The organism is Trinickia violacea, assembly GCF_005280735.1.
Taxonomy (GTDB): Bacteria; Pseudomonadota; Gammaproteobacteria; order Burkholderiales; family Burkholderiaceae; genus Trinickia_A; species Trinickia_A violacea.
Genome location: NZ_CP040077.1, coordinates 4,015,795 through 4,040,089 on the forward strand (window position 1 = coordinate 4,015,795; position 24,295 = coordinate 4,040,089).

General features: G+C 64.9%; 21 protein-coding genes and 1 pseudogene. 12 read left to right on the forward strand and 10 right to left on the reverse strand.

Annotated features, from left to right (window positions below; all coding sequences use genetic code 11):
• Nucleotides 1-51: 51 nt before the first annotated feature.
• Both xylG and FAZ95_RS18340 read left to right on the forward strand, forming a co-directional pair.
• Nucleotides 52-1,608, forward strand: coding sequence for a D-xylose ABC transporter ATP-binding protein (gene xylG, locus FAZ95_RS18335; RefSeq protein WP_137333742.1), 1,557 nt, complete (start codon nt 52-54; stop codon nt 1,606-1,608).
• Nucleotides 1,605-2,804: a sugar ABC transporter permease gene (locus FAZ95_RS18340; RefSeq protein ID WP_137333743.1), complete on the forward strand. Its 1,200-nt coding sequence runs from the start codon at nt 1,605-1,607 to the stop codon at nt 2,802-2,804. Before xylG ends, FAZ95_RS18340 begins: the two co-directional genes overlap by 4 nt.
• A 3-nt stretch (nt 2,805-2,807) precedes the next feature.
• Here the strand turns inward: FAZ95_RS18340 and FAZ95_RS18345 are convergent.
• The 3 genes and pseudogenes from FAZ95_RS18345 to FAZ95_RS18355 all read right to left on the reverse strand — a co-directional run.
• Nucleotides 2,808-2,951, reverse strand: a pseudogene (locus FAZ95_RS18345) (cytochrome b/b6 domain-containing protein); the annotation flags it as partial.
• A gap of 135 nt (nt 2,952-3,086) precedes the next feature.
• The gene (locus tag FAZ95_RS18350; RefSeq protein WP_137333744.1) at nt 3,087-3,713 is read right to left on the reverse strand and encodes a ParB-like protein; all 627 of its coding nucleotides are present in this window, start codon (nt 3,711-3,713) and stop codon (nt 3,087-3,089) included.
• Between the two features lie 23 nt (nt 3,714-3,736).
• Nucleotides 3,737-4,426 (reverse strand): VTT domain-containing protein, encoded by a 690-nt coding sequence (locus tag FAZ95_RS18355; protein ID WP_137333745.1) that lies wholly within the window; start codon nt 4,424-4,426, stop codon nt 3,737-3,739.
• Nucleotides 4,427-4,716: 290 nt separating this feature from the next.
• On the opposite strand from FAZ95_RS18355, the gene mutL reads away from it, so the two are divergent.
• Together mutL and miaA are read left to right on the forward strand one after the other, a co-directional pair.
• On the forward strand, nt 4,717-6,759 hold the full coding sequence (gene mutL / locus FAZ95_RS18360) for a DNA mismatch repair endonuclease MutL (protein ID WP_496543833.1): 2,043 nt from the start codon (nt 4,717-4,719) through the stop codon (nt 6,757-6,759).
• Between the two features lie 22 nt (nt 6,760-6,781).
• Nucleotides 6,782-7,750 (forward strand): tRNA (adenosine(37)-N6)-dimethylallyltransferase MiaA, encoded by a 969-nt coding sequence (gene miaA / locus FAZ95_RS18365; protein ID WP_137333747.1) that lies wholly within the window; start codon nt 6,782-6,784, stop codon nt 7,748-7,750.
• A gap of 106 nt (nt 7,751-7,856) precedes the next feature.
• Here the strand turns inward: miaA and purM are convergent, their stop codons facing one another.
• Complete coding sequence (gene purM, locus FAZ95_RS18370) at nt 7,857-8,918, reverse strand: phosphoribosylformylglycinamidine cyclo-ligase (RefSeq protein WP_137333748.1); 1,062 nt, start codon at nt 8,916-8,918, stop codon at nt 7,857-7,859.
• 227 nt (nt 8,919-9,145) lie between these two features.
• On the opposite strand from purM, the gene FAZ95_RS18375 reads away from it, so the two are divergent.
• Genes FAZ95_RS18375 through panB form a run of 7 tightly spaced genes read left to right on the forward strand, consistent with a single transcriptional unit; the run spans nt 9,146 to nt 15,496 of the window.
• Nucleotides 9,146-10,222 carry an AI-2E family transporter gene (locus FAZ95_RS18375; RefSeq protein ID WP_137333749.1) on the forward strand — a complete coding sequence of 359 codons (1,077 nt, stop codon included), beginning with the start codon at nt 9,146-9,148 and terminating at the stop codon, nt 10,220-10,222.
• A 12-nt stretch (nt 10,223-10,234) separates the two neighbouring features.
• A complete protein-coding gene (gene hda, locus FAZ95_RS18380) occupies nt 10,235-11,002 on the forward strand; it encodes a DnaA regulatory inactivator Hda (RefSeq protein WP_137333750.1) in 768 nt (255 codons plus the stop codon).
• A 25-nt stretch (nt 11,003-11,027) separates the two neighbouring features.
• Nucleotides 11,028-11,714 (forward strand): histidinol-phosphatase, encoded by a 687-nt coding sequence (locus tag FAZ95_RS18385; RefSeq protein WP_137333751.1) that lies wholly within the window; start codon nt 11,028-11,030, stop codon nt 11,712-11,714.
• The gene (gene pcnB / locus FAZ95_RS18390) at nt 11,711-13,351 is read left to right on the forward strand and encodes a polynucleotide adenylyltransferase PcnB (protein ID WP_137333752.1); all 1,641 of its coding nucleotides are present in this window, start codon (nt 11,711-11,713) and stop codon (nt 13,349-13,351) included. Before FAZ95_RS18385 ends, pcnB begins: the two co-directional genes overlap by 4 nt.
• A 48-nt stretch (nt 13,352-13,399) precedes the next feature.
• Nucleotides 13,400-13,957, forward strand: coding sequence for a 2-amino-4-hydroxy-6-hydroxymethyldihydropteridine diphosphokinase (gene folK / locus FAZ95_RS18395; RefSeq protein WP_137333753.1), 558 nt, complete (start codon nt 13,400-13,402; stop codon nt 13,955-13,957).
• Entirely contained in the window at nt 13,954-14,637 is a 684-nt protein-coding gene (locus FAZ95_RS18400) for a deoxynucleoside kinase (protein ID WP_137333754.1), read from the forward strand. Before folK ends, FAZ95_RS18400 begins: the two co-directional genes overlap by 4 nt.
• 43 nt (nt 14,638-14,680) lie before the next feature.
• Entirely contained in the window at nt 14,681-15,496 is an 816-nt protein-coding gene (gene panB / locus FAZ95_RS18405; RefSeq protein WP_137333755.1) for a 3-methyl-2-oxobutanoate hydroxymethyltransferase, read from the forward strand.
• A gap of 457 nt (nt 15,497-15,953) precedes the next feature.
• Here the strand turns inward: panB and pabB are convergent, their stop codons facing one another.
• The 4 genes from pabB to grpE form a co-directional block, all read right to left on the reverse strand.
• Nucleotides 15,954-17,873: an aminodeoxychorismate synthase component I gene (gene pabB, locus FAZ95_RS18410; RefSeq protein WP_137333756.1), complete on the reverse strand. Its 1,920-nt coding sequence runs from the start codon at nt 17,871-17,873 to the stop codon at nt 15,954-15,956.
• A gap of 53 nt (nt 17,874-17,926) precedes the next feature.
• Nucleotides 17,927-19,063 (reverse strand): molecular chaperone DnaJ, encoded by a 1,137-nt coding sequence (gene dnaJ / locus FAZ95_RS18415; protein WP_137333757.1) that lies wholly within the window; start codon nt 19,061-19,063, stop codon nt 17,927-17,929.
• Nucleotides 19,064-19,286: 223 nt separating this feature from the next.
• A complete protein-coding gene (dnaK, locus tag FAZ95_RS18420; protein WP_137333758.1) occupies nt 19,287-21,248 on the reverse strand; it encodes a molecular chaperone DnaK in 1,962 nt (653 codons plus the stop codon).
• A 252-nt stretch (nt 21,249-21,500) separates the two neighbouring features.
• A complete protein-coding gene (gene grpE, locus FAZ95_RS18425; protein ID WP_137333759.1) occupies nt 21,501-22,073 on the reverse strand; it encodes a nucleotide exchange factor GrpE in 573 nt (190 codons plus the stop codon).
• Between the two features lie 362 nt (nt 22,074-22,435).
• On the opposite strand from grpE, the gene FAZ95_RS39380 reads away from it, so the two are divergent.
• Nucleotides 22,436-22,597 carry a hypothetical protein gene (locus FAZ95_RS39380; RefSeq protein WP_175425640.1) on the forward strand — a complete coding sequence of 54 codons (162 nt, stop codon included), beginning with the start codon at nt 22,436-22,438 and terminating at the stop codon, nt 22,595-22,597.
• Here the strand turns inward: FAZ95_RS39380 and FAZ95_RS18430 are convergent.
• Complete coding sequence (locus tag FAZ95_RS18430) at nt 22,569-22,976, reverse strand: RNA-binding S4 domain-containing protein (RefSeq protein WP_137334629.1); 408 nt, start codon at nt 22,974-22,976, stop codon at nt 22,569-22,571. The genes FAZ95_RS39380 and FAZ95_RS18430 overlap by 29 nt on opposite strands.
• Nucleotides 22,977-23,092: 116 nt before the next feature.
• Nucleotides 23,093-24,160, reverse strand: a complete 1,068-nt coding sequence (gene hemH, locus FAZ95_RS18435) for a ferrochelatase (RefSeq protein ID WP_137333760.1) — start codon at nt 24,158-24,160, stop codon at nt 23,093-23,095.
• Nucleotides 24,161-24,295: the final 135 nt, after the last annotated feature.

A 24,295-nucleotide genomic window follows, 5' to 3' on the forward strand; every position in this document is an offset into this window, starting at 1 on the left:
CGCGCAGCGCACGAAGGGCCTCGCCGCGCCTTTGCAACGAGGCATGAGCGAATGACGCAACCTCTGCTGGCGATGCGCGGCATCGTCAAGGCATTTTCCGGTGTGAAGGCGCTCGACGGCATCGACCTCTCGGTCGCGCCCGGCGAGTGCGTCGGCCTCTGCGGCGAAAACGGCGCGGGCAAGTCGACGCTGATGAAGGTGCTCTCGGGCGTGTACCCGCACGGCACCTGGGACGGCGAAATCCTGTGGGACGGCGCGTCGCTGAAAGCGTCGAGCGTGCGCGACACCGAACGCGCCGGCATCGTCATCATCCATCAGGAGCTGATGCTGGTGCCGGAGCTGTCGGTGGCCGAGAACATCTTTCTCGGCAACGAAATCACGCTGCCCGGCGGACGCATGAACTACGCGGCGATGTATCAGCGCGCCGATGCACTCCTGCGCGAGCTCGGCATCACCGGCATCAACGTCGCGCAGCCCGTGATGAACTATGGCGGCGGGCATCAGCAGCTGATCGAGATCGCGAAGGCGCTCAACAAGCGCGCGAAGCTGCTGCTGCTCGACGAGCCGTCGTCGTCGCTGACGGAAAGCGAAACGCGCATCCTGCTCGATATCGTGCGCGATTTGAAACGGCGCGGCGTGGCGTGCGTGTATGTCTCGCACAAGCTCGACGAAGTCGAGGCGGTGTGCGACACGATCACCGTGATTCGCGACGGCCGCCATGTCGCAACCGAGCCGATGCGCGCGCTCACCACCGACAAGATCATCGCGATGATGGTCGGCCGCGAGATCAAGAACCTGTTTCCGCGCGAGCCGCACGAAATCGGCGACGTGGTGTTCGAGGCGCGCAACGTGACCTGCTTCGACGTCTCCAATCCGCGCCGCAAGCGCGTGGACAACGTGTCGTTCACGCTGAGGCGCGGCGAGATTCTCGGCGTGGCGGGGCTCGTCGGCGCGGGCCGTACGGAACTCATGCAGGCGATCTTCGGCGCGTATCCCGGCGCGAGCGAGGCGACGGTGCTGCTCAACGGCAAGCCGCTCAAGATCCGCGCGCCCATCGACGCCATCCGCTCCGGCATCGCGATGGTGCCCGAGGACCGCAAGCGGCACGGCATCGTGCCGCAGCTGGGCGTCGGCCACAACATCACGCTCGCGGTGCTGCAACGCTTCGCGAAGGCGGGCCGCATCGATACCGCTGCCGAACTCGACACGATCCGCACCGAGATGACGCGGCTCTCGGTGCGCGCCGCGCACCCGATGCTGTCGATCGCGAGCCTCTCCGGGGGCAATCAGCAAAAGGCCGTGCTGACGCGCATGCTCCTGACCGACCCGCAGGTGCTGATCCTCGACGAGCCGACGCGCGGCGTCGATGTCGGCGCGAAGTACGAAATCTACAAGCTCATCAATCAGCTCGCGCAGCGCGGCGTTGCGATCGTGATGGTGTCGTCGGAGTTGCCGGAAGTGCTCGGCATCAGCGACCGCGTGCTCGTGATCGGCGAAGGCGAGGTGCGCGGCGACTTCGTCAACGACGGTCTCACGCAAGAGCACATTCTCACCGCCGCGATCAGTCCCGTAGAGCGTCCCACGATCCCAAACGGAGCATATGCATGACTCCCGATGTCACCTCTTCCAGCGCGCAGGATGCCGCATCGCGCGGCTCGGTCGCCGCAGCCGAACGTTTTCGGCAACTGTTCGCACGCTACAAGATCCTCGCACTCTTGATCGCCGTCGCCGCGATCTGGCTCTTCTTCTCCTTTCTCACCGACGGCGCGTTCATCACACCGCGCAACCTGTCGAACCTGCTGCGGCAGATGGCGATCACCGGCATGCTCGCGTGCGGCATGGTGTTCGTGATCATCGCGGGCGAGATCGATTTGTCGGTGGGCTCGCTGCTGGGCCTGCTCGGCGGCGTGGCCGCGATTCTCGACGTCACCTTGCATTGGCCGATCGCCGCCACGGTCCCCGTCGTCATGCTGCTCGGCGTGCTGGTCGGGATGGCCAACGGGTGGCTCTCGGCCTATCGCGGCGTGCCGTCGTTCATCGTCGGGCTCGGCGGGATGCTGGCCTATCGCGGCGTTCTGCTCGGCGTCACCGGCGGCTCGACGATCGCCCCCGTCTCCGACAGCTTCGTGTTCATCGGCCAGGGTTATCTGCCGCGCGTCGCGGGCGACACGCTCGCGGTCGCGCTGTTCGCGCTCTTGGCGCTGCTCACCGTGCGCCAGCGCAAGAACCGTCAGCATTACCGGCTGCCTGTGGTGCCGGTGTGGCAGGACGTCGTGAAGATCGTCGGTGCCGGCGTCATTCTGCTGGCGTTCGTCGCAACGCTCGACCGCTACGGCGGCATCCCCGTGCCCGTCCTGCTGCTGCTCGCGCTGCTCGGCGTGTTCACGTGGATCGCGACGCAAACGGTGTTTGGGCGCCGCATCTATGCCGTCGGCTCGAATCTGGAAGCGACGCGTCTGTCGGGCGTCAATACGAACCGCGTCAAGCTCGCGATCTTCGCGCTGATGGGGCTGATGTGCGCGTTCGCCGGCATCGTCAACACCGCTCGGCTCGCGGCGGGGTCGCCGTCGGCGGGCACCATGGGCGAGCTCGATGCGATCGCCGCGTGCTTCATCGGCGGCACGTCGATGCGCGGCGGCTCGGGGACGGTCTACGGCGCACTGATCGGCGCGCTCGTCATGGCGAGCCTCGACAACGGCATGTCGATGCTCGATGTCGATGCGTACTGGCAGATGATCGTGAAAGGCGGGATTCTCGTGCTGGCCGTATGGATCGACGTGGTATCGGGGTCGAACCGGCGCTGAGGCTCATATCATGCGCCGCAGCGTGTTGTCCTTGAAGACGACGTGGTGCCCGATCGCAGCGAGCGCATGCAGGCCGATCACCCAATAGAACAGGTTCCCGATCAGTTCGTGCGCGTCCTTGATGACGGGGCGCGCCAGCTGATCGGCCTGGAATACCGTTCGGTACGCGCACTAGCAAGCATAAGGGACTCCTGTGATCAGGCTTTTGTGGTTTTTGTCAGTCCCCGATGATAAGCGACCGAACCTGATGCGAACATTCATGCACCGCCAGCACGGCCACGTTCAGCGTATTTCGATTTTTCCGGACCAACCCGGCAAATAGCGCGCCTCCTGCTCGTGCGCGTACGCCAGCGCATTTTTCAGGGCCTTCGCGAAATCCTTCTTGATGAGCTTCGCCGGAATTTTCGGGCGCAGGTAGTCGGCCCAGAGGAATTCGCTGAACGGCGTGGCATCTTTCGCGTAGCCGCCCGCGCGGCGCAGCTCGCCCGCGAGACTGCGATACGGGTCGTCGACCAACTCGTTGAGCGTCTTGGGCAGATGCTCGTACTCGTATCGCGAGCCATCGGCGCCGAACGGATGCACCCATTGGTTGTGCTCCATCATCCGCCAGAAAATCACCGGATCGAGCCACGACAAGTCCCGCAGCACCATCACCTTGACTTCCTTGACGCTCTCTTCGATCAGCGCGAGGCCGAGATGGTGATGGTCGACCACGAAGTAGTCTTTCTGCGGACCGAGCACGGCGGGAAACCAGTGTGTCGCGATCGTGCTGGCGCGGGCCTTCTTGTCGAGGGTCTTCCAATGCTCGCGCTTCGCGGCGACCTCGTTATAGCCGACGGTCATCTGCGTAGGCCGCAGGCTTTCGAGTTCGGCCGAGATCAAGTGAACGTCTGAGTTCGGAACGGTCATCGTTGCCCCTTTCGTTAATGTCGTTAACGGTTGTTGCCCGGCTTTTGCACCGCGCCCGCCGAGCCTTTGCCGCGCAGCAGCTTCCAAAGCGCGCCGATCAGGATCGGCACGATGGCCGCGCCGATGCCGACCAGCACGATCACGTTCAGATACTGGCGGATGAACGGGATGTTGCCGAAGAAGTAGCCCAGCAGCACGAGCAGCAGCACCCAGAGGAGCGCGCCCGCGATGTTGAAGAATTGAAAGCGCGCAAAGCGCATCGACGACACCCCTGCGACGAACGGCGCGAAGGTCCGCACGACGGGGATGAAGCGCGCGAGCACGAGCGTCTTGCCGCCGTGCTTTTCATAGAAGTCGTGGGTTTTCTGCAGCGCGGCGCGATCGAGGAAGCGTTCGAGGATCGGAATGCGCGAGTTGAACACTTTCGGTCCGATCGCCGTGCCGATCGCGTAGTTCAGGCTGTTGCCGGTGACCGATGCCAGCAGCAGCAGAAAGATCAGCGCGCCCAGACCCATCTCGCCGGTCGCGCAGAACGCGCCGCCGATGAAGAGCAGCGAATCGCCCGGCAGGAACGGCAGGACCACGAGCCCGGTTTCGCAGAAAACGATCAAGAACAGCACCGCATACACCCACGCGCCGTATTGATGAATGAAGACGCCGAGAAACTTGTCGATGTGCAAGACAAGCTCGGCAAACTGCAGCAACGTGTTCAAATGCGTCCCTTTCGAAGTAGTGCGTTGTTGGCGTCGTGTAATTGGCTTGGCATTCGCGCCGGTCGGCCCGTCAATTTAGCGCATTGACGGCGCCTGCTAACTGACCGCGCCATGATACCGAAAGTGCCCCGCGGATTTCTCAAAATAGGCGGGCAACGCGCCCACAAAACCCAGAGCGGCAAGTTGGCATCGGGTGGCATCGCTATAATTCCGCCATGTCCGAATTCTCCGATCAGCCGGCCGGCGCCTCGAAGGAAATCCCTCGCCCCGCGGGAAGTCCCCTTGCGGGATTGGGGGACGCCGCACCGAATACGCCCGAAACGTCGCCTCGCCAGGCGGCGCCCTCCCCGCGCCCGTTGCGCTCGATTCAACCCTTGCCCGACCAGCTGATCAGTCAGATCGCGGCTGGCGAAGTGGTCGAGCGGCCGGCGTCGGTCGTCAAGGAATTGCTCGAAAACGCCCTCGACGCGGGCGCGAAGACGCTGCGCATCGTGCTCGACGAGGGCGGCGTCAAACGCATCTCGATCGCCGACGACGGCTGCGGCATTCCCGAAGCCGAGCTGCCGCTCGCGCTGATGCGGCATGCGACCAGCAAGATCCGCTCGCTCGCCGAGCTCGAATCGGTCGCGACCCTCGGGTTTCGCGGCGAAGCGCTGGCGTCGATTGCGTCGGTGGCGGAGATGTTCATCACGAGCCGCACCGCCGAGGCCCCGCACGCCACACGCATCGACGCGCAAACCGGCGCATTGACCCCGGCCGCCGGCACCACCGGCACGACGATCGAAGTGCGCGAGCTGTACTTCAACACGCCGGCGCGCCGCAAATTCCTGAAGAGCGAGCAGACCGAACTCGGCCATTGCCTCGAGATGATCCGGCGCTCGGCGCTGGCGCGGCCGGACGTCGCGATCTCGGTGCTCCACAACGGACGGGCGATCGAGCACTGGAACGCCAGCGATCCCGCGACGCGCGTCGCGAAGATTCTCGGCGAGACGTTCGCGACCGCTCACCTGCCGCTCGAAGAAGCGGCCGGGCCGCTCGCGGTCTACGGCTGCGCCGGTCTGCCGACCGCCAGCCGCGGCCGCGCCGATCAGCAGTATTTCTTCGTCAACGGCCGCTTCGTGCGCGACAAGCTGCTCACGCACGCGGTGCGCGCCGCCTACGAGGACGTGCTGCACGGCGAGCGATTCCCGTCGTACGTGCTGTTTCTCGATCTGCCGCCGGAAGCAGTCGACGTGAACGTGCACCCGTCGAAGATCGAAGTCCGATTTCGCGATTCGCGTTCGATTCACCAGTTCGTGTTCCATGGGGTGCAGCGCGCGCTCGCGCGGCACGCGGGCGCGTCGCCGGAAACGACGGCGGGCGGCCACGCGGCGCATATCGAGCCGATGACACCCGCGTCGTTCGGGTCGACGCCGCTCGGCGGCTCGCCGGGCGCGGGCGGCGCATTCGGCGGCGGCAGCGGCAACGCGAGCCGCGGCGGCGAGCCGGGCAATACCTGGCTGCGGCAGGCGCGCATGACGCAAGGCACGCTGCCCGTCGCTCAGCCGCTCGCGCTGTATGACGCGCTCTTCGGCCGCAAGGACGTGGGCGCGGGCACCGCGCTTGGCACCACCGCGGCTTACGAAGTGCGCGATTCGGCGGCGGATCTCACGGCGCCGCCGGCACCTCCTGCAATCGCCGCCGATGCGAACAACGCATCGGCCGCCGGCATGCCTTACCCCGGCGCCCCATCGTTCGCCGCCGGCGACGACCACCCGCTCGGCTTCGCCCTGGGCCAGATCCACGGCATCTACGTGCTCGCGCAAAACACGCGCGGCCTTGTGATCGTCGACATGCACGCGGCGCACGAGCGCATCCTGTACGAGCAGTTCAAAAACGCGCTCGCCGACCGTTCGATCGCGGTCCAGCCGCTTTTGATCCCGATCTCGATGCAAGCCGACGCCGTCGAGATCGGCGTGGTCGAAGAAGAGCGCGAGACGCTCGATGCACTCGGCTTCGATCTCGCGGTGCTGTCGCCGACCACGCTCGCGATCCGCGCGGTGCCCGCGCTGCTGAAGGACGCCGACCTGCAAGCGCTCGCACGCGCGGTGCTCGCCGATCTGCACGCATACGGCGGCTCGCGCGTGTTGACCGAGCGCCAGCACGAGCTGCTCGGCACGCTCGCGTGCCACCACGCGGTGCGCGCGAACCGGCGCCTGACGCTCGACGAGATGAATGCGCTCCTGCGCCAGATGGAAGCGACCGAGCGCGCGGACCAGTGCAACCACGGGCGGCCGACCTGGTATCAGCTGACGCTCGCGGACCTCGACCGCCTCTTCATGCGCGGGCAGTAGCCACGTGGGCGACGCAGACAACGTGACTCACGCCAGCTCGACGCCGGCTAACGCGCGGCCGATCGCCTGCCTGCTCGGGCCGACGGCCTCGGGCAAGACCGCCGCCGCGCTCGCTTTCGCGGCGCGGCGGCCGGTGGAAATCGTGAGCGTCGACTCGGCGCTCGTCTACCGCGAGATGGACATCGGCACCGCGAAGCCGACACTCGCCGAGCGCGCGATCGCGCCGCATCATCTGATCGACATCATCGATCCCGCCGCGAACTACTCCGCCGCCGATTTCCGCGCCGACGCGCTGCGCCTCGCCGGCGACATCCTCGCGCGCGGCAACGAGCCGCTCCTGGTCGGCGGCACGATGCTCTATTACAAAGCGCTCACGCAAGGCTTGAATGACTTGCCGTCCGCGAATGCCGAGGTGCGTGCCCAGCTCGACGCCGACGCCGTCCGCGACGGCTGGCCCGCTCTGCACGCGCGCCTCGCGCAAGTCGATCCGGCGACCGCCGCGCGTCTTGCTCCGAACGATTCGCAGCGCATCCAGCGCGCGCTCGAAGTGTTCATGCTGACGGGCGTGCCGATGTCGGCGCTGCACGCGGCGCCTGCGCGCGAGACGCAAGCGCCCTATCGCTTCGTGCCGATCGCGCTCGAACCGTCGGAGCGCGGCGTGCTGCACGAACGCATCGCGCACCGCTTCGACGCGATGCTGGCAGCCGGCTTCATCGACGAAGTGAAGCGCCTGCGATCGCGTGGCGACCTGCATCTCGGCTTGGCGTCGATGCGCTGCGTCGGCTACCGGCAGGCGTGGGAATACCTCGACGGCGCGACCGACTACGCAACGATGCGCGACAAAGGCGTGTTCGCGACGCGCCAGCTCTGCAAGCGGCAGCTGACGTGGCTGAGGGCGATGCCGGAGCGGATCGTCGTGGATTGCTGCGCGGCCGATGCGACGGCGCAGGCCGTCAGCGCGATCGAGCGAGTGCTGCAAGCGGCGGATTGATTCGACAGCGGTAAAAAAACGGCGCCTGGTCGCCCCTTGCGGGGCTTCCAGACGCCGTTTCATGCGCTCTTGGATGACTAGATCGCGCGCGCCGCGCTCATCGGCCTCACACCACCACCGTCTGCGCCTCGCCTTCGCGGCTGGCACGCACCGTGCCGATCTTCCAGACCTGCTCGCCGGCAGCCGTCAATTGGCGCACCGCTTCGTCGGCATCCGCCGCCGAGACGATCACCGCCATGCCGATCCCGCAGTTGAACACGCGGTGCATTTCGGCATCGGCGACGCCGCCATGCTCCTGCAGCCACGCGAACAGCGGCGGCAGCGGCCACGCGCTCTTGTCGAGCTCGGCGGTGAGACCCTCGCGCAGCACGCGCGGAATGTTCTCGACGAGACCGCCGCCCGTGATGTGCGCCATGCCCTTCACGGCGAGGCTCTGCATCAGCGCGAGGAGCGGCTTCACATAGATGCGCGTCGGCGCCATCAGCGTGTCGGCAAGCGAGCGGCCGTGGAAATCGGCCGACAGGTCCGGGTTCGCGCGCTCGATGATCTTGCGCACGAGCGAAAAGCCGTTCGAATGGATGCCGCTCGACGCCAGGCCGAGCACCACGTCGCCCGAGCCGATCGTGCTGCCGTCGATGATCTTGCTCTTCTCGACCGCGCCGACTGCGAAGCCCGCGAGGTCGTACTCGCCGTCCGGGTACATGCCCGGCATTTCCGCCGTCTCGCCGCCGATCAGCGCGCAGCCCGCCAGCTCACAGCCTTGCGCGATGCCCTTCACGACGGTGGCCGCCGTGCCGACGTCGAGCTTGCCGCACGCGAAGTAGTCGAGGAAGAAGAGCGGCTCGGCGCCTTGCACGAGGATGTCGTTGACGCTCATCGCGACGAGATCCTGGCCGACCGTATCGTGTTTGTTCAGGTGAAACGCGAGCTTGAGCTTGGTGCCCACGCCGTCGGTGCCCGACACGAGCACCGGCTCCTTGTACTTCTTCGGCACCTCGAACAGCGCGCCGAACCCGCCGATGCCGCCGAGCACCCCGTCGCGCAGGGTTTTCTTGGCAAAGGGCTTGATCGCGTCGACGAGTGCGTCGCCCGCATCGATGTCCACGCCCGCGTCGCGATACGACAGGCCTTGGGATTCGCTGTTCGGGGCGGATTTCGGTTGGTTCATGGGGGAAGGGCGAGAAGGTCGGTAAAATGCGATTTTACCCGATGTCGATCCAGGGTTAGCGCTTTGGCGCTCATCCAGATCCCATACGAGGTTGCGGACCGGAGCTAGCGATTTAGCGCTGACTCCGGCCCCATACAAAGTACCGGTCCCGAGTTAGCGATTTAGCTGTCGACCAACGTTCGCGCCTTGGTGCGTGAATCTGATCCCATACACACAGGGAAAACCACTTGTCGCAGAACTCTCCCCTAATCACGCCGTACCAGCGCCAGGCCTTCTTCTGGTTTTCCTTCGCGCTCGGAATCGGCATTCTGCTTTGGGTGCTGAGCCCCGTTCTCACCCCGTTCCTGCTCGGCGCGATTCTCGCTTACATGCTGCAGCCGGGCGTCGATTGGCTCGTGCGGCGCCGCGTGCCGCGCAGCCTTGCGGCGCTGCTCATGATGCTGGTCTTCGCGTGCATGATCACGGTGCTCGTGCTGCTCGTGCTCGCCGTGATCCAGAAGGAAGGCCCGCAGCTCAAGCAGCAGATCCCCGTCTTCATCGCCAAGCTGAACGTCTGGCTGCAGCCGAAGCTCTCGCTCCTCGGGCTCGGCGATTCACTCGATTTCGCGAGCATCCGCGACATGCTCACGAGCCAGCTCGAAGGCAGCGCGCAACAGATCGCGCTCACGGCATGGAAGTCGATCCGCACGAGCGGCAACGTGGCAATCACCTTGATCGGCAACGTCGTGATGGTGCCGCTCGTGCTGTTCTACCTGCTGTACGACTGGCACAGCATGCTCGCGCGTCTGCAGAGCTTCATTCCGCGCCGCTGGCTCGACAAAACGCTTTATCTCGTCAAGGAAATGGATCAGGTGCTGTCGCAATACCTGCGCGGCCAGTTGCTCGTGATGGGCGTGCTCGCTGCCTTCTACGCCATCGCGCTGATGATCGCCGGTTTCGAGATCGCGCTGCCCGTCGGCATCTTCACGGGTCTTGCCGTGTTCATCCCGTACATCGGCTACGCGACCGGCCTCGCGCTTGCGCTCGTCGCCGCGCTGCTCCAATTCGGCGACTGGTATGGCTTCGGCGCGGTCGCCGTGGTGTATGGCGTCGGCCAGATCCTCGAAGGATTCTTTTTGACGCCGCGGCTCGTCGGCGAGCGCATCGGCCTGCATCCGCTCGCCGTGATCTTCGCGCTGCTCGCGTTCGGCCAGCTGTTCGGCTTTTTCGGCGTGTTGATGGCGCTCCCGGTCAGCGCCATCATTTCGACGGCGCTGCGCGAGTTGAAGCGTGGCTATCTGGCGAGCTCGCTCTACAAGAACTGATTCGTTTTTATTGTGACCGTCCAACGTCAACTGACGCTCGATCTCGGCACCCCGCCGCCTTCGACTTTCGACAACTTCTTCGCCGGCGCGAACGCAGAACTGGTCACGCGCCTGCGCGAACTCGACGGCGCGCTCGCCGCCGGACCGCTCGCGGACCGCACGTTCTACATCTGGGGCGAGCCCGGCTGCGGACGCAGCCACTTGCTGCAAGCCGTCGTGCACGAAGCCGCCCCGGGCCAGGCGCGCTTTCTGAGCCCGCCAAGCGCGCTCGCCGCGTTCTCGTTCGATCCGCGCGTCTCGCTCTATGCGGTCGACGACTGCGACCGGCTCTCGGGCGCGCAGCAGATCGCGCTCTTCAATCTCTTCAACGAGGTGCGCGCGCATCCGACGAGCGCGCTCGTCGCCACCGGCAACGCTGCGCCGATCGGGCTCTCCGTGCGCGAAGACTTGCGCACGCGCCTCGGCTGGGGCCTCGTCTTCCACTTGGCGCCCTTGCCCGACGAAGGCAAAGCCGCCGTGCTCAAGCACGCTGCGAAGGAACGTGGCATCGCGCTCGCCGACGATGTCCCCGCCTACCTGCTCACGCATTTCCGGCGCGACATGCCGAGCCTGATGGCGCTGCTCGACGCCCTCGACCGCTTTTCGCTCGAACAAAAACGCGCGGTCACGCTGCCGCTGTTGCGCACGATGCTCGCATCGCCCGACGCTTCGGCGGGCGCAATCGCCGCCGCGCCCGAACCGGGCGAGGCCGCCGCCCGGCCGAACGCCCGGTTCAAATAGTCCGCTTCAAGTAAAATGCGCCCTCATGACGAATCTCGCCCTTTTTGACCTAGATCACACGCTCATCCCCACTGACAGCGACCACGAATGGGGTCGCTTCATGGTGAAGCTCGGCATCGTCGATGCCGAGAGCTTCGCGCGGGAGAACGACACCTTCTTCGCCGACTACAAGGCCGGCAAGCTCGACATCCACGCGTACCTGACCGCGATGCTCACGCCGCTCGCGAAATACTCGCGCGCGCAACTGGCGCAATGGCACGAGCAGTTCATGCACGAAGTCATCAAGCCCGCGCTGATCCCGGCGGCGGTCGAGCTCGTGCGCGGACACCAGGACGACGGCGACCTCTGCTGCATCGTCACCGCGACCAACGAATTCATCACGCGGCCGATCGCGAGCGCGTTCGGCGTCGATGCGCTGATCGCCTGCGAAGTGGAAACCGTCGACGGCCAGCCGCACTCGGCATTCACGGGCCGCGGCACCGGCACGCCGAGCTACCGCGAAGGCAAGATCGTGCGCACCGAGGCATGGCTCGCCTCGCTCGGCAAGACGTGGAGCGATTTCGAGCGCAGCTATTTCTACAGCGATTCGCACAACGACATTCCGCTGCTCGAAAAAGTCACCGACCCGATCGCGACCAATCCCGACGCCACGCTGCGGGCCCATGCACAATCGAAGGGCTGGCGCATCCTCGATCTCTTTGAACCGTCGTGATCAAGAAACTCATCCGCAAGCTGTTCGGACAAGAGCCGGCGGCACAAAGCGACACTGACGGCGCAACGGCCCACACCGCAGCCGACAGCGACTACGCGCCCGAAACGCGCACCGAAGAGGTCGCGAAACAGCGCCGCAAGACGACGAAGAGCGCGGCCAAAACCGCCCGCGCCGTCGCGCGCGATCCGGACGCACCCGTCATCCTGTCGGCCGACGTTCACGGCATCGACCCCGATCTGATCTCGCGCAACGCCGTGCGCGTCACCGATACGCTGCAGCAGGCGGGGCATCGGGCGTTCATCGTCGGCGGCGCGGTGCGCGACCTGCTGCTCGGCGTCGCGCCGAAAGACTTCGATGTCGCAACCGACGCCACGCCCGACGAAGTGCAACGCCTCTTCCGGCGCGCGCGCCTGATCGGCCGGCGCTTCACGATCGTGCACGTGCAGTTCGGGCAGGAGATCATCGAAGTGTCGACGTTCCGCGCGCTCGTCGATCCGCCGCCGGCAGACGCCCCGAAGGAAGCCCCCTTGGGTGGCACGCCGCCGCCGAAGCGCTTGAAGCGCGACGAGCTCGACCGCCGCACGCACGCCGTCGACGCGAGCGGCCGCGTGCTGCGCGACAACGTCTGGGGCGAGCAGCACGAAGACGCCACGCGGCGCGACTTCACGATCAACGCGATGTACTACGACCCGGCCACGCAGACGGTGCTCGACTACCACAACGGTCTCGCCGACGTGCGCGCCCGCGTGCTGCGCATGATCGGCGACCCTGTCACGCGCTATCGCGAAGACCCGGTGCGGATGCTGCGTGTCGTGCGCTTCGCCGCGAAGCTCGGCTTCGAGATCGAAGACGCGACGCGCGCGCCGATCAAGAAGCTCGCCGACATCATCAACAATGTGCCCGCCGCGCGCCTCTTCGACGAGATGCTGAAGCTGCTGCTCTCGGGCCACGCGCTCGCATGTCTGAAGCAGCTTCGCAAGGAAGGGCTGCACCACGGCCTGCTGCCGCTGCTCGACGTCGTGCTCGAACAGCCGCATGGCGAGAAGTTCATCACGCTCGCGCTGAACAACACCGACGACCGCGTACGCGCGGGCAAACCCGTCTCGCCGGGCTTCCTGTTCGCGACGCTCCTGTGGCACGACATGCAGCAGCGCTGGCAGCAGTACGAGGCCAACGGCGAATACCCGGTGCCCGCGCTGCATCGCGCGATGGACGACGTGCTCGACATGCAGACCGAAAAGCTCGCGATCCACAAGCGCTTTTCGGCCGACATGCGCGAGATCTGGGGCTTGCAGCTGCGCCTCGAAAAACGCTCGGGCCGCAGCGCGCTGAAGCTGCTGGAACACCAAAGATTTAGAGCGGGGTATGATTTCCTCCTGTTGCGCTGCGAATCCGGCGAGCTGGACTCGTCGATCGGGCAGTGGTGGACAGAATTCATCGACGCAGACCCCGCCGGGCGTGAAGCATTGCTTTCGCAAGGCGGCAAGGACCGGGCACCCAAAAAACGACGGCGGCGCAGCAGTGGCGCGAGAAGCCGCAAGACGGGCGAGCGGATGGAGGGGGGCGATTCGGCGAGCAAGTCGGCCGACGCCAGGCAGTCGAACGACGCGAGCCGCGACGGCGCACACGAAGACTGATACGGTCGCTGCACTCGCTGTCGTACGAATTTCGCAGGAAGTTATGCCATGACGGTTGCTTATCTCGGCCTCGGCGCGAATCTCGGGGACGCGCGCCAGACCCTGAAAGACGCGGTGGTGTGCCTAGCACAGCAGCACACCATCACCGTGCTCGGAAAGTCGAGCCTGTATCGCACTGCCCCGATCGACGCGGGCGGCGATGACTATTTCAACCTCGCCGTGAAGCTCGAGACGACGCTCGGCGCGCACCATCTGCTCGCGCTGTGTCACAAGATCGAGCAGCACTTCGGCCGCGAACGTCCCTTTCGCAATGCGCCCCGCACGCTCGACATCGACATCCTGATCTACGGCGACGCGTGCATCGACGAGCCCGAGCTGATCGTGCCGCACCCGCGCCTCACCGAACGCGCATTCGTGCTGGTGCCGCTCGTCGAAATCGATCCGGCGCTCGAAATTCCGCGGCTCGGCCGGGCCGATGCGTTTCTACCGGCCGTCGACGGCCAGCGCATCGAGAAAGTGAAGTCGCCCTGCCAGTGCCTGCTCGAAGCGCTCCGCGGCGGCAACGAAGCCGCCGCCAAACCGGCCAAGGGCAGTGGCTGCCGATGACGACCAACCCGCTCACCGTCACTGCGCCGCATTTGCGCCCGCCCTATCCGTACATCGCCATCGAAGGGCCGATTGGCGTCGGCAAGACCTCGCTTGCACGCATCTTCAGCGAACGCTGGTCGATGCAGCCGCTCTTCGAACGCCCCGACGACAACCCGTTCCTCGAACGCTTCTATCGCGACTCCGCCCGCTACGCGCTCGCGACGCAACTGCAGTTCGCGCTGCAACGCGCTCAGGAAGCACGCGACGTCATCGCGGCACGCACGGCGGGCACATCGCTGATCGCCGATTTCATCGCGCAGAAGAACGACATCTTCGCGCGCCTCACGCTGCCCGACGACGAGTATCAGCTCTATCGCACGCTCGCCGCGCATATCGACACGGCCGCGGCGCCGCAGCCCGATCTCGTCGTGTACTTGCAGGCCAGTCCCGAAGTGCTGTTCGCGCGCATTCAGAAGCGCGCGCGGCCATCGGAGCTGCAAATCTCGGACGCCTACCTGCGCGCGCTCTGCGACGCGTACAACGAGTTCTTCTATTACTACGACGGCGCACCCGTGCTGACCGTCAACGCCGAACACCTGAATCCGCTCGAATCGGCGGACGATCTTGCGCTGTTGGTCGACCGCATCGAGACGATGCGCGGGCGCAAGGAATTCTTCGTCAAAGGCACGTCGCTGTAATCGGCGGCGCGGTCCTCCTCTTTCTTCACCAACGGAACTCCCCATGACTTATTTGCAGGAAACGAGCCGGCAAGCCATTACGGTGCCGAAACTGCAAACGATGCGTGATGCCGGCGAAAAGATCGCGATGCTCACCTGCTACGACGCGAGCTTTGCGTCGCTGCTCGATCGCGCGGGCGTCGACGTGCTCTTGATCGGCGATTCGCTCGGCAACGTGCTGCAGGGCCAGACGACGACACTGCCCGTCACGCTCGACGACATCGCGTATCACACCGCCTGCGTCGCGCGCGCGCAGCCGGGCGCGCTCATCGTCGCCGACATGCCGTTCGGCACCTACGGCACGCCCGCCGATGCGTTCGCAAGCGCCGTGAAGCTGATGCGTGCCGGCGCGCAGATGGTCAAGCTCGAAGGCGGCGAATGGCTCGCCGAGACCGTGCGCTTTCTCGTGGAACGCTCGGTGCCGGTGTGCGCGCACGTCGGTCTCACGCCGCAATCGGTGCATGCGTTCGGCGGCTTCAAGGTGCAGGGCAAGACGGAAGCCGGCGCGAACCAGCTCATCCGCGATTCGCTCGCCGTGCAGCACGCCGGCGCGCAATTGATCGTGCTGGAGGCAGTCCCGACGCTCGTCGGCGCCGAAGTGACGAAGCAATTGAACATTCCGACGATCGGAATCGGCGCGGGCGTCGATTGCTCGGGGCAGGTGCTGGTGCTGCACGACATGCTCGGAATCTTCCCCGGGAAGCGGCCGCGCTTCGTCAAGGATTTCATGAATGGACAGCCGAGCATCTTGGCCGCTGTCGAAGCGTACGTCCGCGCGGTGAAGGACGGTTCGTTCCCCGGACCGGAGCACACTTTCTGAGTCAGGATGCGGCCGGAATCGGAAGTTTCGGCCGTTGTACGATGCGACACGGGTAGCCAAACGCGTTGCCGGCGCGAGAGCACGAGCGACCAACGCGACGCCGGAGCGGCTCCCCTCCGGCATTTTCAGACGGGACACTTATCGACAGATACCCGCTGATAAACAGATTTCCAGACTATTTAATAGGTTTTTCAGACCTGTCCGATAGCCCACGGAAGCTCGGTCGACTATCTTGGTCTCTCCACCTGCGGCAACGCCGCTTAATTTATGAGAGACCACCATGAGCCCTTTTTGCCTGATTGACGTGGCGCAACTTCGCAAAGACGCCACCGCACCGACCCCGAATCGTTTCCACGTATTGTGCGTCCGCATTGCCGGCTGGATGCTGCGCCTTCGCGCTAATCGCCTCGCCTGATCACACGCCGGGCGCCACTGCGCCACGGCATGTCCAGCGCGGCTAGTTCCGTATGACCCGCGCCTGCAACGCACCGCGAAGCGCATTGCAAACGATCAACGCTTCCGCATTCAGCAGATCCGCCCGAACGAGCACCCGCTCGGCCGCTTGAAAGCTGGCATCGGCCAGCAGAACACGGCGCATCACACCGGGCAGCACGCCCGACGACAGCGGCGGCGTCCACCAGCGCCCGTCCCGCTTGACGAAGACATTCGATCGGCCGCCTTCGGTCAGCTCGCCACGCTCGTTGAAAAACAGCATGTCGAAGCCGCCGTGCGCCTCCGCTTCCCGCCAGCCGCGGTCGTATTCCGCGCGGTGCGTGGTCTTGTGGGCAAGCAACGGATCGGCGGCCTGCGTCGGCGCGAAGCCGTGATCCGGAGCGAGCATCACGCCGGCCACATCGCCGGCAAGCGGCGCGAGCGGCGCCGCGACGATCTCGATGTGCCCTGCCTTGGCGAGCGCCACACGAAACCGGTGTTCGACGCCGGCGGGCAACGCCGCGCAACGTTCGGCAATCCGCACACGCACGCCGGCCTCGTCAAACGCAAAGCCGAGTTGACGAGCGCTCGAGCCAAGCCGCTCCAGATGGAGGTCGAGGTAACGCACCCACTCTTCGCGGGTCGCGTGCATCGTTTCGAACAACTGAAGGCCGGGATCGGCTCCCGTCAGGAATCGCGCTTTCAAACGACACTCCGCATATTCATCGGCGGCGACGCTGTCGAGCACGATGCCGCCGCCGACGCCCATCCTCCCGCGACGCGCTCCCGACGCCGACGAAGCAGCGAGCTCCAATGTCCGAATCGCGACAGACAGGCAAAAGTCGCCGCAAACAGGCGCCTCGCTGGAAGCAGCAGTCTGCGGCGGCGCATCCAGCCAACCGATCGCGCCCGTGTAGAGGCCACGAGGCGACGTCTCGATCTCGCCGATCAATTGCATGGTCCGATACTTCGGCGCGCCGGTAATCGAGCCGCACGGAAAGAGCGCGCGGAGCACGTCCGCAAACGTCACACCGCTGCGCACCGTGGCTTCGACGGTCGATGTCATCTGCCAGACGGACGGATAGGGCTCGACCGAAAACAGCGCCGGCACGCTGACCGAACCGGTCGCGGCAATGCGCGAGAGATCGTTGCGCAGCAAGTCGACGATCATCACGTTTTCGGCGCGGTTCTTCGGGTCGTTGGCGAGGAAGGCCGCGGCGCGCGCATCGTCGGCGGGGTCGGTCGCGCGTGCGGTCGTCCCCTTCATGGGCCGCGCGCGCAAACACTCGCCCGCCTTCTCGACGAAAAGCTCCGGCGAGCAAGACACGACCCAGGCACCCTCCGGGAGCGCGACGAGCGCGCCATATCGCACCGGCTGACGCAGGCGCAGCCGCCGATACAGCGCGAGGGGCGAGCCGAAGACATCGAAGCCGAGCCGATAGGTGTAGTTGATCTGATACGACTCGCCCTCGCGCAACGCGTTGTGAACGGCGGCGATCGCCGCGTTGAACTCGTCCTCGGTCACGCTCTCGGTGACGTTCATCGCACCCGCCACCGACGGCTCCTGCCCACCGCCGTCCAGACCGGAGAGCCACGCGTCGGTCTCGTCGCGCGAAAGCTTTTCGCAACGCGAGAACATTAAAAAACGCAGCGAGGCTGAGCCAGGCTGCGTCGTTTGCGTCGCTTGTGTCTTGAAGCTGCCCCGATCGTTCGATAGGACAAGATTGCGGCCGAATTCATAGTCGGCAAGCACCACGGCATGCAGGCCGCGGCGAGTATCATCGGCTGCGGCAGCGCAGATCTCGTCAAGCCTGGCTCCGTCGCCGCACACGTGCTCATGCACAAAGCCGGTGTACAAACGACTCGACCGCACGGCGGCGGTCGAGTCGCAATCGTCGAGCAGCGCAAACACCGCGCCGCCCGCACTCACTTCATCTGCTGTCATTTAGGGCCTGTGAACCAGCCTCATGCGCCGAGCTTCCTGCTCCGCAATGTCGATCAATCGAAGAAGCTCTTCACGCGGTCGAACCAGCTCTTGCTCTGCGGGCTGTGACGCGGACCACCTTCAACGAGCGATTTCTCGAACTGCTTGAGCAGATCGCGCTGCTGTTCGGTCAGCTTCACGGGCGTCTCAACCTGCACGTGCACGTAGAGATCGCCTGCGATGCTCGAACGCAGCCCCTTGATGCCCTTGCCGCGCAGACGGAACGTCTTGCCCGACTGCGTGCCTTCCGCCACCGAGAAGCTCGCGCGGCCCGCCAGCGTCGGCACTTCGATCTCGCCGCCGAGCGCCGCCGTGGTGAACGGAATCGGCATCTGGCAATGGAGATCGTCGCCGTCGCGCTCGAACACCGAGTGCGGCTTGATGTGAATCTCGACGTACAAATCGCCCGACGGCCCGCCGTTGATGCCTGGCTCGCCATTGCCGGCCGAGCGGATGCGCATGCCGTCGTCGATGCCCGCGGGGATCTTCACTTCGAGCGTCTTCGTTTCCTTCACCTTGCCCGCGCCGTGGCAATGCGCGCACGGCTCGGGGATGTAGGAGCCGCTGCCGTGACACTTCGGGCAGGTCTGCTGGATGCTGAAAAAGCCTTGCGACATCCGGACCGCGCCGGCGCCGTGACAGGTCGGGCAGGTTTCGGGTTTCGTACCGGGCTTCGCGCCGGAGCCGTGACAGACTTCGCACGACACCCAGCTCGGCACGCGAATCTGCGTGTCGTAGCCGTGCGCGGCCTGCTCGAGCGTGATCTCCATGCTGTAGCGCAGGTCCGCGCCGCGATAGACCTGCGGGCCGCCCCGGCCGCCGCGCGCAGCGCCGCCGGCGGCCTGGCCGAAGATGTCGCCGAAGATATCGCCGAACGCGTCGGCAAATCCGCCGAAGCCCTGTGCGCCCGCCGCTCCCATGTTCGGGTCGACCCCGGCATGGCCGTACTGGTCGTAAGCCGTGCGCTTTTGCGAGTCCGACAGCATTTCATAGGCTTCCTTCACCTCTTTGAAATGCTCTTCCGCACCCTTGTTGTCCGGATTGCGGTCGGGGTGGTACTTCATCGCGAGCTTGCGATAAGCCTTCTTGATCTCGTCGTCGCTCGCGTTCTTCGCGACGCCCAGAACCTCGTAGTAATCCCGTTTCGCCATGTCGGTTCAACGCCGGCCGCACACCTCGCGCGGCCGCTCCTTTCGCATGCTGTGGAGTCTCGCGACTCGTCTGACGGCTCTCTCGTTACCGGCCCATCCGGCAAAAAAGCGCCGCCCTCCATAAAACAAATGTGCCCGGCGAACCCAAAAGGTTCGCCAGGCGCGATCATCGCGGCCGGAAACTCGCTCGAGCGCCGGCCGCCATCTTGATGTGACTGATGCCTCAGTCCTTCTTCACTTCCTTGAACTCGGCATCGACCACGTCGTCTTCCGGCTGAGCCGAAGCACCGCCGTTGCCCGCGCCGGCCGATGCGCCTGCCGCACCCGCCGCGCCTGCTGCCGCGCCTTGAGCCGCTTGCATGTCGGCGTACATCTTTTCGCCGAGCTTCTGCGAAGCCGTCGCCACCGCTTCGATCTTGGCTTCGATCGCCGCCTTGTCGCTGGTGTTGCTCTTGAGCGTCTCTTCGAGCTCCTTCAACGCAGCTTCGATCTTTTCCTTGTCCGACGCGTCGATCTTGTCGCCGTACTCGGTCAGCGCCTTCTTCGTGCTGTGCACGAGCGCATCGCCCTGGTTGCGCGCGTCAGCCAGCTCACGCAGCTTGTGATCTTCTTCCGCGTTCGCCTCGGCGTCCTTCACCATCTTCTCGATCTCGGCTTCCGACAAGCCCGAGTTCGCCTTGATGGTGATGCGGTTTTCCTTGCCGGTCGCCTTGTCCTTCGCGCCGACGTGCAGAATGCCGTTTGCGTCGATGTCGAAGGTCACTTCGATCTGCGGCACGCCGCGCGGTGCGGGCGGAATGCCTTCGAGGTTGAACTCGCCGAGCAGCTTGTTGCCAGCCGCCATCTCGCGCTCGCCCTGGAACACCTTGATCGTCACCGCGCCCTGGTTGTCGTCGGCGGTCGAATACACCTGCGAGTGCTTCGTCGGGATCGTGGTGTTCTTGTTGATCATCTTCGTCATCACGCCGCCGAGCGTTTCGATGCCGAGCGACAGCGGGGTCACGTCGAGCAGCAGCACGTCCTTGCGGTCGCCCGACAGCACCTGGCCCTGAATCGCGGCGCCCACGGCCACGGCTTCGTCCGGGTTCACGTCGCGGCGCGGCTCCTTGCCGAAGAACTCCTTCACCGTCTCCTGCACCTTCGGCATACGCGTCATGCCGCCGACCAGGATAACGTCATCGATCTCGCTGACCTTCACGCCCGCGTCCTTGATCGCGATCTTGCACGGCTCGACCGTGCGCGTGATCAGCTCTTCGACGAGCGCTTCGAGCTTGGCGCGCGTGATCTTCAGGTTCAAGTGCTTCGGACCCGACGCATCCGCCGTGATGTACGGCAGGTTGATTTCGGTCTGCTGGCTCGACGACAGCTCGATCTTTGCCTTTTCCGCCGCTTCCTTCAGGCGCTGCAGCGCGAGCACATCCTTGGAAAGATCGACGCCCTGCTCTTTCTTGAACTCGCCGATGATGTAATCGATGATGCGCTGGTCGAAGTCTTCACCGCCCAGGAACGTATCGCCGTTCGTCGACAGCACTTCGAACTGCATTTCGCCGTCCACGTCCGCGATTTCGATGATCGAAATGTCGAACGTGCCGCCGCCGAGGTCATACACCGCGATCTTGCGGTCGCCCTTTTCGGCCTTGTCGAGACCGAACGCGAGCGCTGCCGCCGTCGGCTCGTTGATGATCCGCTTCACTTCGAGACCGGCGATGCGGCCTGCATCCTTGGTGGCCTGGCGCTGGCTGTCGTTGAAGTACGCGGGAACCGTGATCACAGCTTCGGTGACCGGCTCGCCGAGGTAGTCTTCAGCGGTCTTCTTCATCTTGCGCAGCACTTCCGCCGAGATTTGCGGCGGCGCGAGCTTCTGGTCGTGCGCTTCGATCCAGGCGTCGCCGTTGTCAGCCTTGATGATCTTGTACGGCATCAGGCCGATGTCCTTCTGGACTTCCTTCTCTTCGAAACGGCGGCCGATCAGGCGCTTCACCGCGAACAGCGTGTTCTTCGGATTGGTCACCGACTGGCGTTTCGCAGGCGCGCCAACGAGGATTTCGTTGTCGTCCATGTAGGCGATGATCGACGGCGTCGTGCGAGCGCCTTCCGAGTTTTCGATCACCTTGACCTGATTGCCTTCCATCAGCGCCACGCAAGAGTTCGTGGTGCCGAGGTCGATACCGATGATTTTGCCCATTTTTTCCTAATCTCCTAACTTTTGATCGCTTTGGGGCGAGCCTTGTCTGGTAAGGCTCGCCGCCCGAAATTCAAACCTGCACTCAACATAAGTGCGCCTGCATCGTTTTCAAGACCCTGAATGCGATGCGGTCTTTAATTTTTTTCAATCGCTGACGGCAAGGGCGCGCATTTTCTCACGCCGGGCATCGACAGGGATCTGCCCCATGCGGAACCCATTCGCGACAAACGGGGACAGATGCACGAACGCCGCTTATTTCGGCTGCGCGACGGTCACGAGCGCCGGACGCAGGACGCGGTCAGCGATCACGTAACCCTTCTGCAGCACGGCGACGACGGTGTTCGGCTCCTGCTCGGCCGGCACCATCGAAATGGCCTGGTGGCGATGCGGATCGAACTTCTCGCCGACCGGGTTCACCACCACGACGCGCCCCTTTTCCATCGCGCTCGCCAGCTGGCGCAGCGTGAGATCGACGCCTTCGCGGACCTTCGTCAAATCGCCCGTCGAATCGGCGAGCGCGGCTTCGAGACTGTCCATCACCGGCAACAGGCGCTCGGCAAAGCTCTCGATGGCGAACTTGTGAGCCTTCTGCACTTCCTCGTGCGCACGGCGGCGCACGTTTTCGGTTTCCGCCTTGGCGCGCAGGAAGCTCTCCTGCAGTTCGACGATCTTGGCCTGGGCGTCCGCCAGCGCGGCCTCGGGGCTGGCCTGCGGCGCGGCCTGCTCGGCGGCGGTTTCAGGCGTCACGTTTTCGGCTGCCTCGTGCACGGCCTCGTCGGCCGTCTTGGAGTTCTGAGTCGATGGATTGTCTTGCGTGTTTTCCATGTCGCTGAAAGTCGTCTAGAAGAGTGAATCCGAGGCGCGACGGTGCGGGATCTGTCAGGCACCGTTTTGCCGCCATAGTGTGTTGTAAGGGCGCAACATGATCATTGCGTGTCGCGGCTGCAAATAAGGGCTGAGAGGACGATTTCAAGGGCTTCCCAGCAACTTTCTGCACCGGCGCCGGGCACCCGAAATAGGCCGTTACATTGATTTCCGGTTCGCTATCACATCCACATTGAGCACTATTCGGGTTTGCCCTAAACTTCCCAGAAGGATCGAGAAAAAGGCACGTTAACCCTAACCTGCCACAAGCCGTTAAACCGCTGAATCGCCCGTTTCCGAATCGCTTTCCCAGGGGGAGTACCGTGAAACTGACCTTTGCAATAGCGGTGGTCGCGTTGGTACTCATCGCGGGAACCACCACCATCTGTATGTCCGGGGCCGTCAACGACAACACGACCGAATATGGCAGCGCGCACGCCACGTTCGAACAGTTGTTCAATCCCCACCTGAAAATTTGTCGATGACACGGCGGTCGCGCTTCGTCGGCCTGCCGTGCAACGCGGCGGCCGGCTCCCGGAACGTCTTGCGCCGCTCGAGTTCGGCTGCGCGCTTTTCCTGGCTATCCGCCGTCTCCGCATAAAGCGTCTGCGCGACGCTCGCCGGCCCGCGCACTTCGCAGATCCCCAACACCTGAACCTGCCAAACGATCCGCTCGATGTCGATTTCGACGAGATCGCCTACCCGCACGTCCTTGGCCGGCTTGACGGACACGCCGCCGATACGGACTCGGCCCTTTTCCACGGCGTCCGCGGCGAGCGAACGCGTCTTGAAGAACCGCGCGGCCCAAAGCCACTTGTCGATGCGCAATCGTGCGCCGGGTTCGGTCGAGATCTTGTAGTTCATAAGACTCATCTGGGCGCCGCCGCGCCGGAAACAAGCCGGTGCGGCAATCCGCGCCGGCAAGGAAGTTCGATCGATGTGGACGGCCTGTCCGCTCCGCCGCTTTTCGACACGTCGCGCTACATCACCGCGCTCAACGGCGACGACGCGTAGACCGGCCACCCCTGGAGGTTCTGCGCAACAATCTCGCCAAGGGCGGCGATCCACGCCGGCGACGCATTCAGGCACGGAATACGGTGAAACTCCTTTCCGCCCGCGTGCAGGAATTCGTCGCGCACCTCGAGGCCGATCTCTTCGATCGTCTCGAGGCAATCGGCGGTGAAGCCCGGACAAAAGACGTCCGCGCGCCGCACGCCGGCGGCGCCCAATTCCTTCAGCGTCGGCGCCGTGTAGGGCTGCAGCCATTCGGCGCGGCCGAAACGCGATTGGAACGTCACCCGGCATTCCACCGGGGTCAGACCGAGTTCGGCCGTCAGCAGCGCCGCGGTTTGCTGGCATTGATCGTGGTACGGGTCGCCGAGATCGAGCGTGCGCTTCGGGACGCCATGAAAGCTCAACACCAGCTTGTCGCCGGCCGGGAAATCCGGACTGCCGTGCGCCGCCCAATATTGGCGCACCTGCTCGGCAAGCGAGCGGATGTACGCGGGATGATCGGCGTAGTGGCGCACCGTGCGAATTTCCGGCTGATTGCGCATGCGCTTCAGCGCGGCGAAGGCGTCGTCGAACGCCGTCGCCGTGGTGGACGACGAGTACTGCGGGTACATCGGCATCAAGAGCACGCGTTCGGCACCCGCGAGCTTGAGCTGGTTGAGCATGGCGGGAATACCCGGCGTGCCGTAGCGCATCGCGTATTCGACGATCACGTGATACTCGTTCACGTTCAGCAACTGGCGCAGCGCTTCCACCTGCTTTTCGGTATAAACGCGCAGCGGCGAACCTTCCGGCATCCAGACAGCCGCATATTTCTTCGCGGACGCACGCCCCCGCGACGGCAGGATGGCCAGACGCAGAATGGCTTGCCAGACGAGCGACGGGATTTCGACGACGCGCGGGTCGGACAGAAACTGCGCGAGATAGCGGCGCACCGCGGACGGCGTCGGCGCATCGGGCGTGCCGAGATTGATCAGCAGCACGGCGACACGGTGCGACGCGGCAGGCTGCGACGGCAGCTCGAGGTCAAAACGCATAGGCAACAAGCAAAGGCGCGCTCGGCCCGTTGAGGCTGGCGGCAAAGCATCGGTTCAGATCCGGACCATTATAGCGGCGAGGTTTGCCGCGCATACTCGGCCTTTCGGCCGATTGGCAGCGCGCCTCGGCGCGAG

Coding starts and splice junctions, on each gene's coding strand:
- folK (WP_137333753.1), top strand. CDS start 13,400: ATGACGGTTGCTTATCTCGGCCTCGGCGCGAATCTCGGGGACGCGCGC.
- grpE (WP_137333759.1), bottom strand. CDS start 22,073: ATGGAAAACACGCAAGACAATCCATCGACTCAGAACTCCAAGACGGCC.
- FAZ95_RS18350 (WP_137333744.1), bottom strand. CDS start 3,713: ATGACCGTTCCGAACTCAGACGTTCACTTGATCTCGGCCGAACTCGAA.
- FAZ95_RS18385 (WP_137333751.1), top strand. CDS start 11,028: ATGACGAATCTCGCCCTTTTTGACCTAGATCACACGCTCATCCCCACT.
- FAZ95_RS18430 (WP_137334629.1), bottom strand. CDS start 22,976: ATGAACTACAAGATCTCGACCGAACCCGGCGCACGATTGCGCATCGAC.
- xylG (WP_137333742.1), top strand. CDS start 52: ATGACGCAACCTCTGCTGGCGATGCGCGGCATCGTCAAGGCATTTTCC.
- FAZ95_RS18400 (WP_137333754.1), top strand. CDS start 13,954: ATGACGACCAACCCGCTCACCGTCACTGCGCCGCATTTGCGCCCGCCC.
- hemH (WP_137333760.1), bottom strand. CDS start 24,160: ATGCGTTTTGACCTCGAGCTGCCGTCGCAGCCTGCCGCGTCGCACCGT.
- FAZ95_RS18340 (WP_137333743.1), top strand. CDS start 1,605: ATGACTCCCGATGTCACCTCTTCCAGCGCGCAGGATGCCGCATCGCGC.
- panB (WP_137333755.1), top strand. CDS start 14,681: ATGACTTATTTGCAGGAAACGAGCCGGCAAGCCATTACGGTGCCGAAA.
- pabB (WP_137333756.1), bottom strand. CDS start 17,873: ATGACAGCAGATGAAGTGAGTGCGGGCGGCGCGGTGTTTGCGCTGCTC.
- purM (WP_137333748.1), bottom strand. CDS start 8,918: ATGAACCAACCGAAATCCGCCCCGAACAGCGAATCCCAAGGCCTGTCG.
- dnaJ (WP_137333757.1), bottom strand. CDS start 19,063: ATGGCGAAACGGGATTACTACGAGGTTCTGGGCGTCGCGAAGAACGCG.
- dnaK (WP_137333758.1), bottom strand. CDS start 21,248: ATGGGCAAAATCATCGGTATCGACCTCGGCACCACGAACTCTTGCGTG.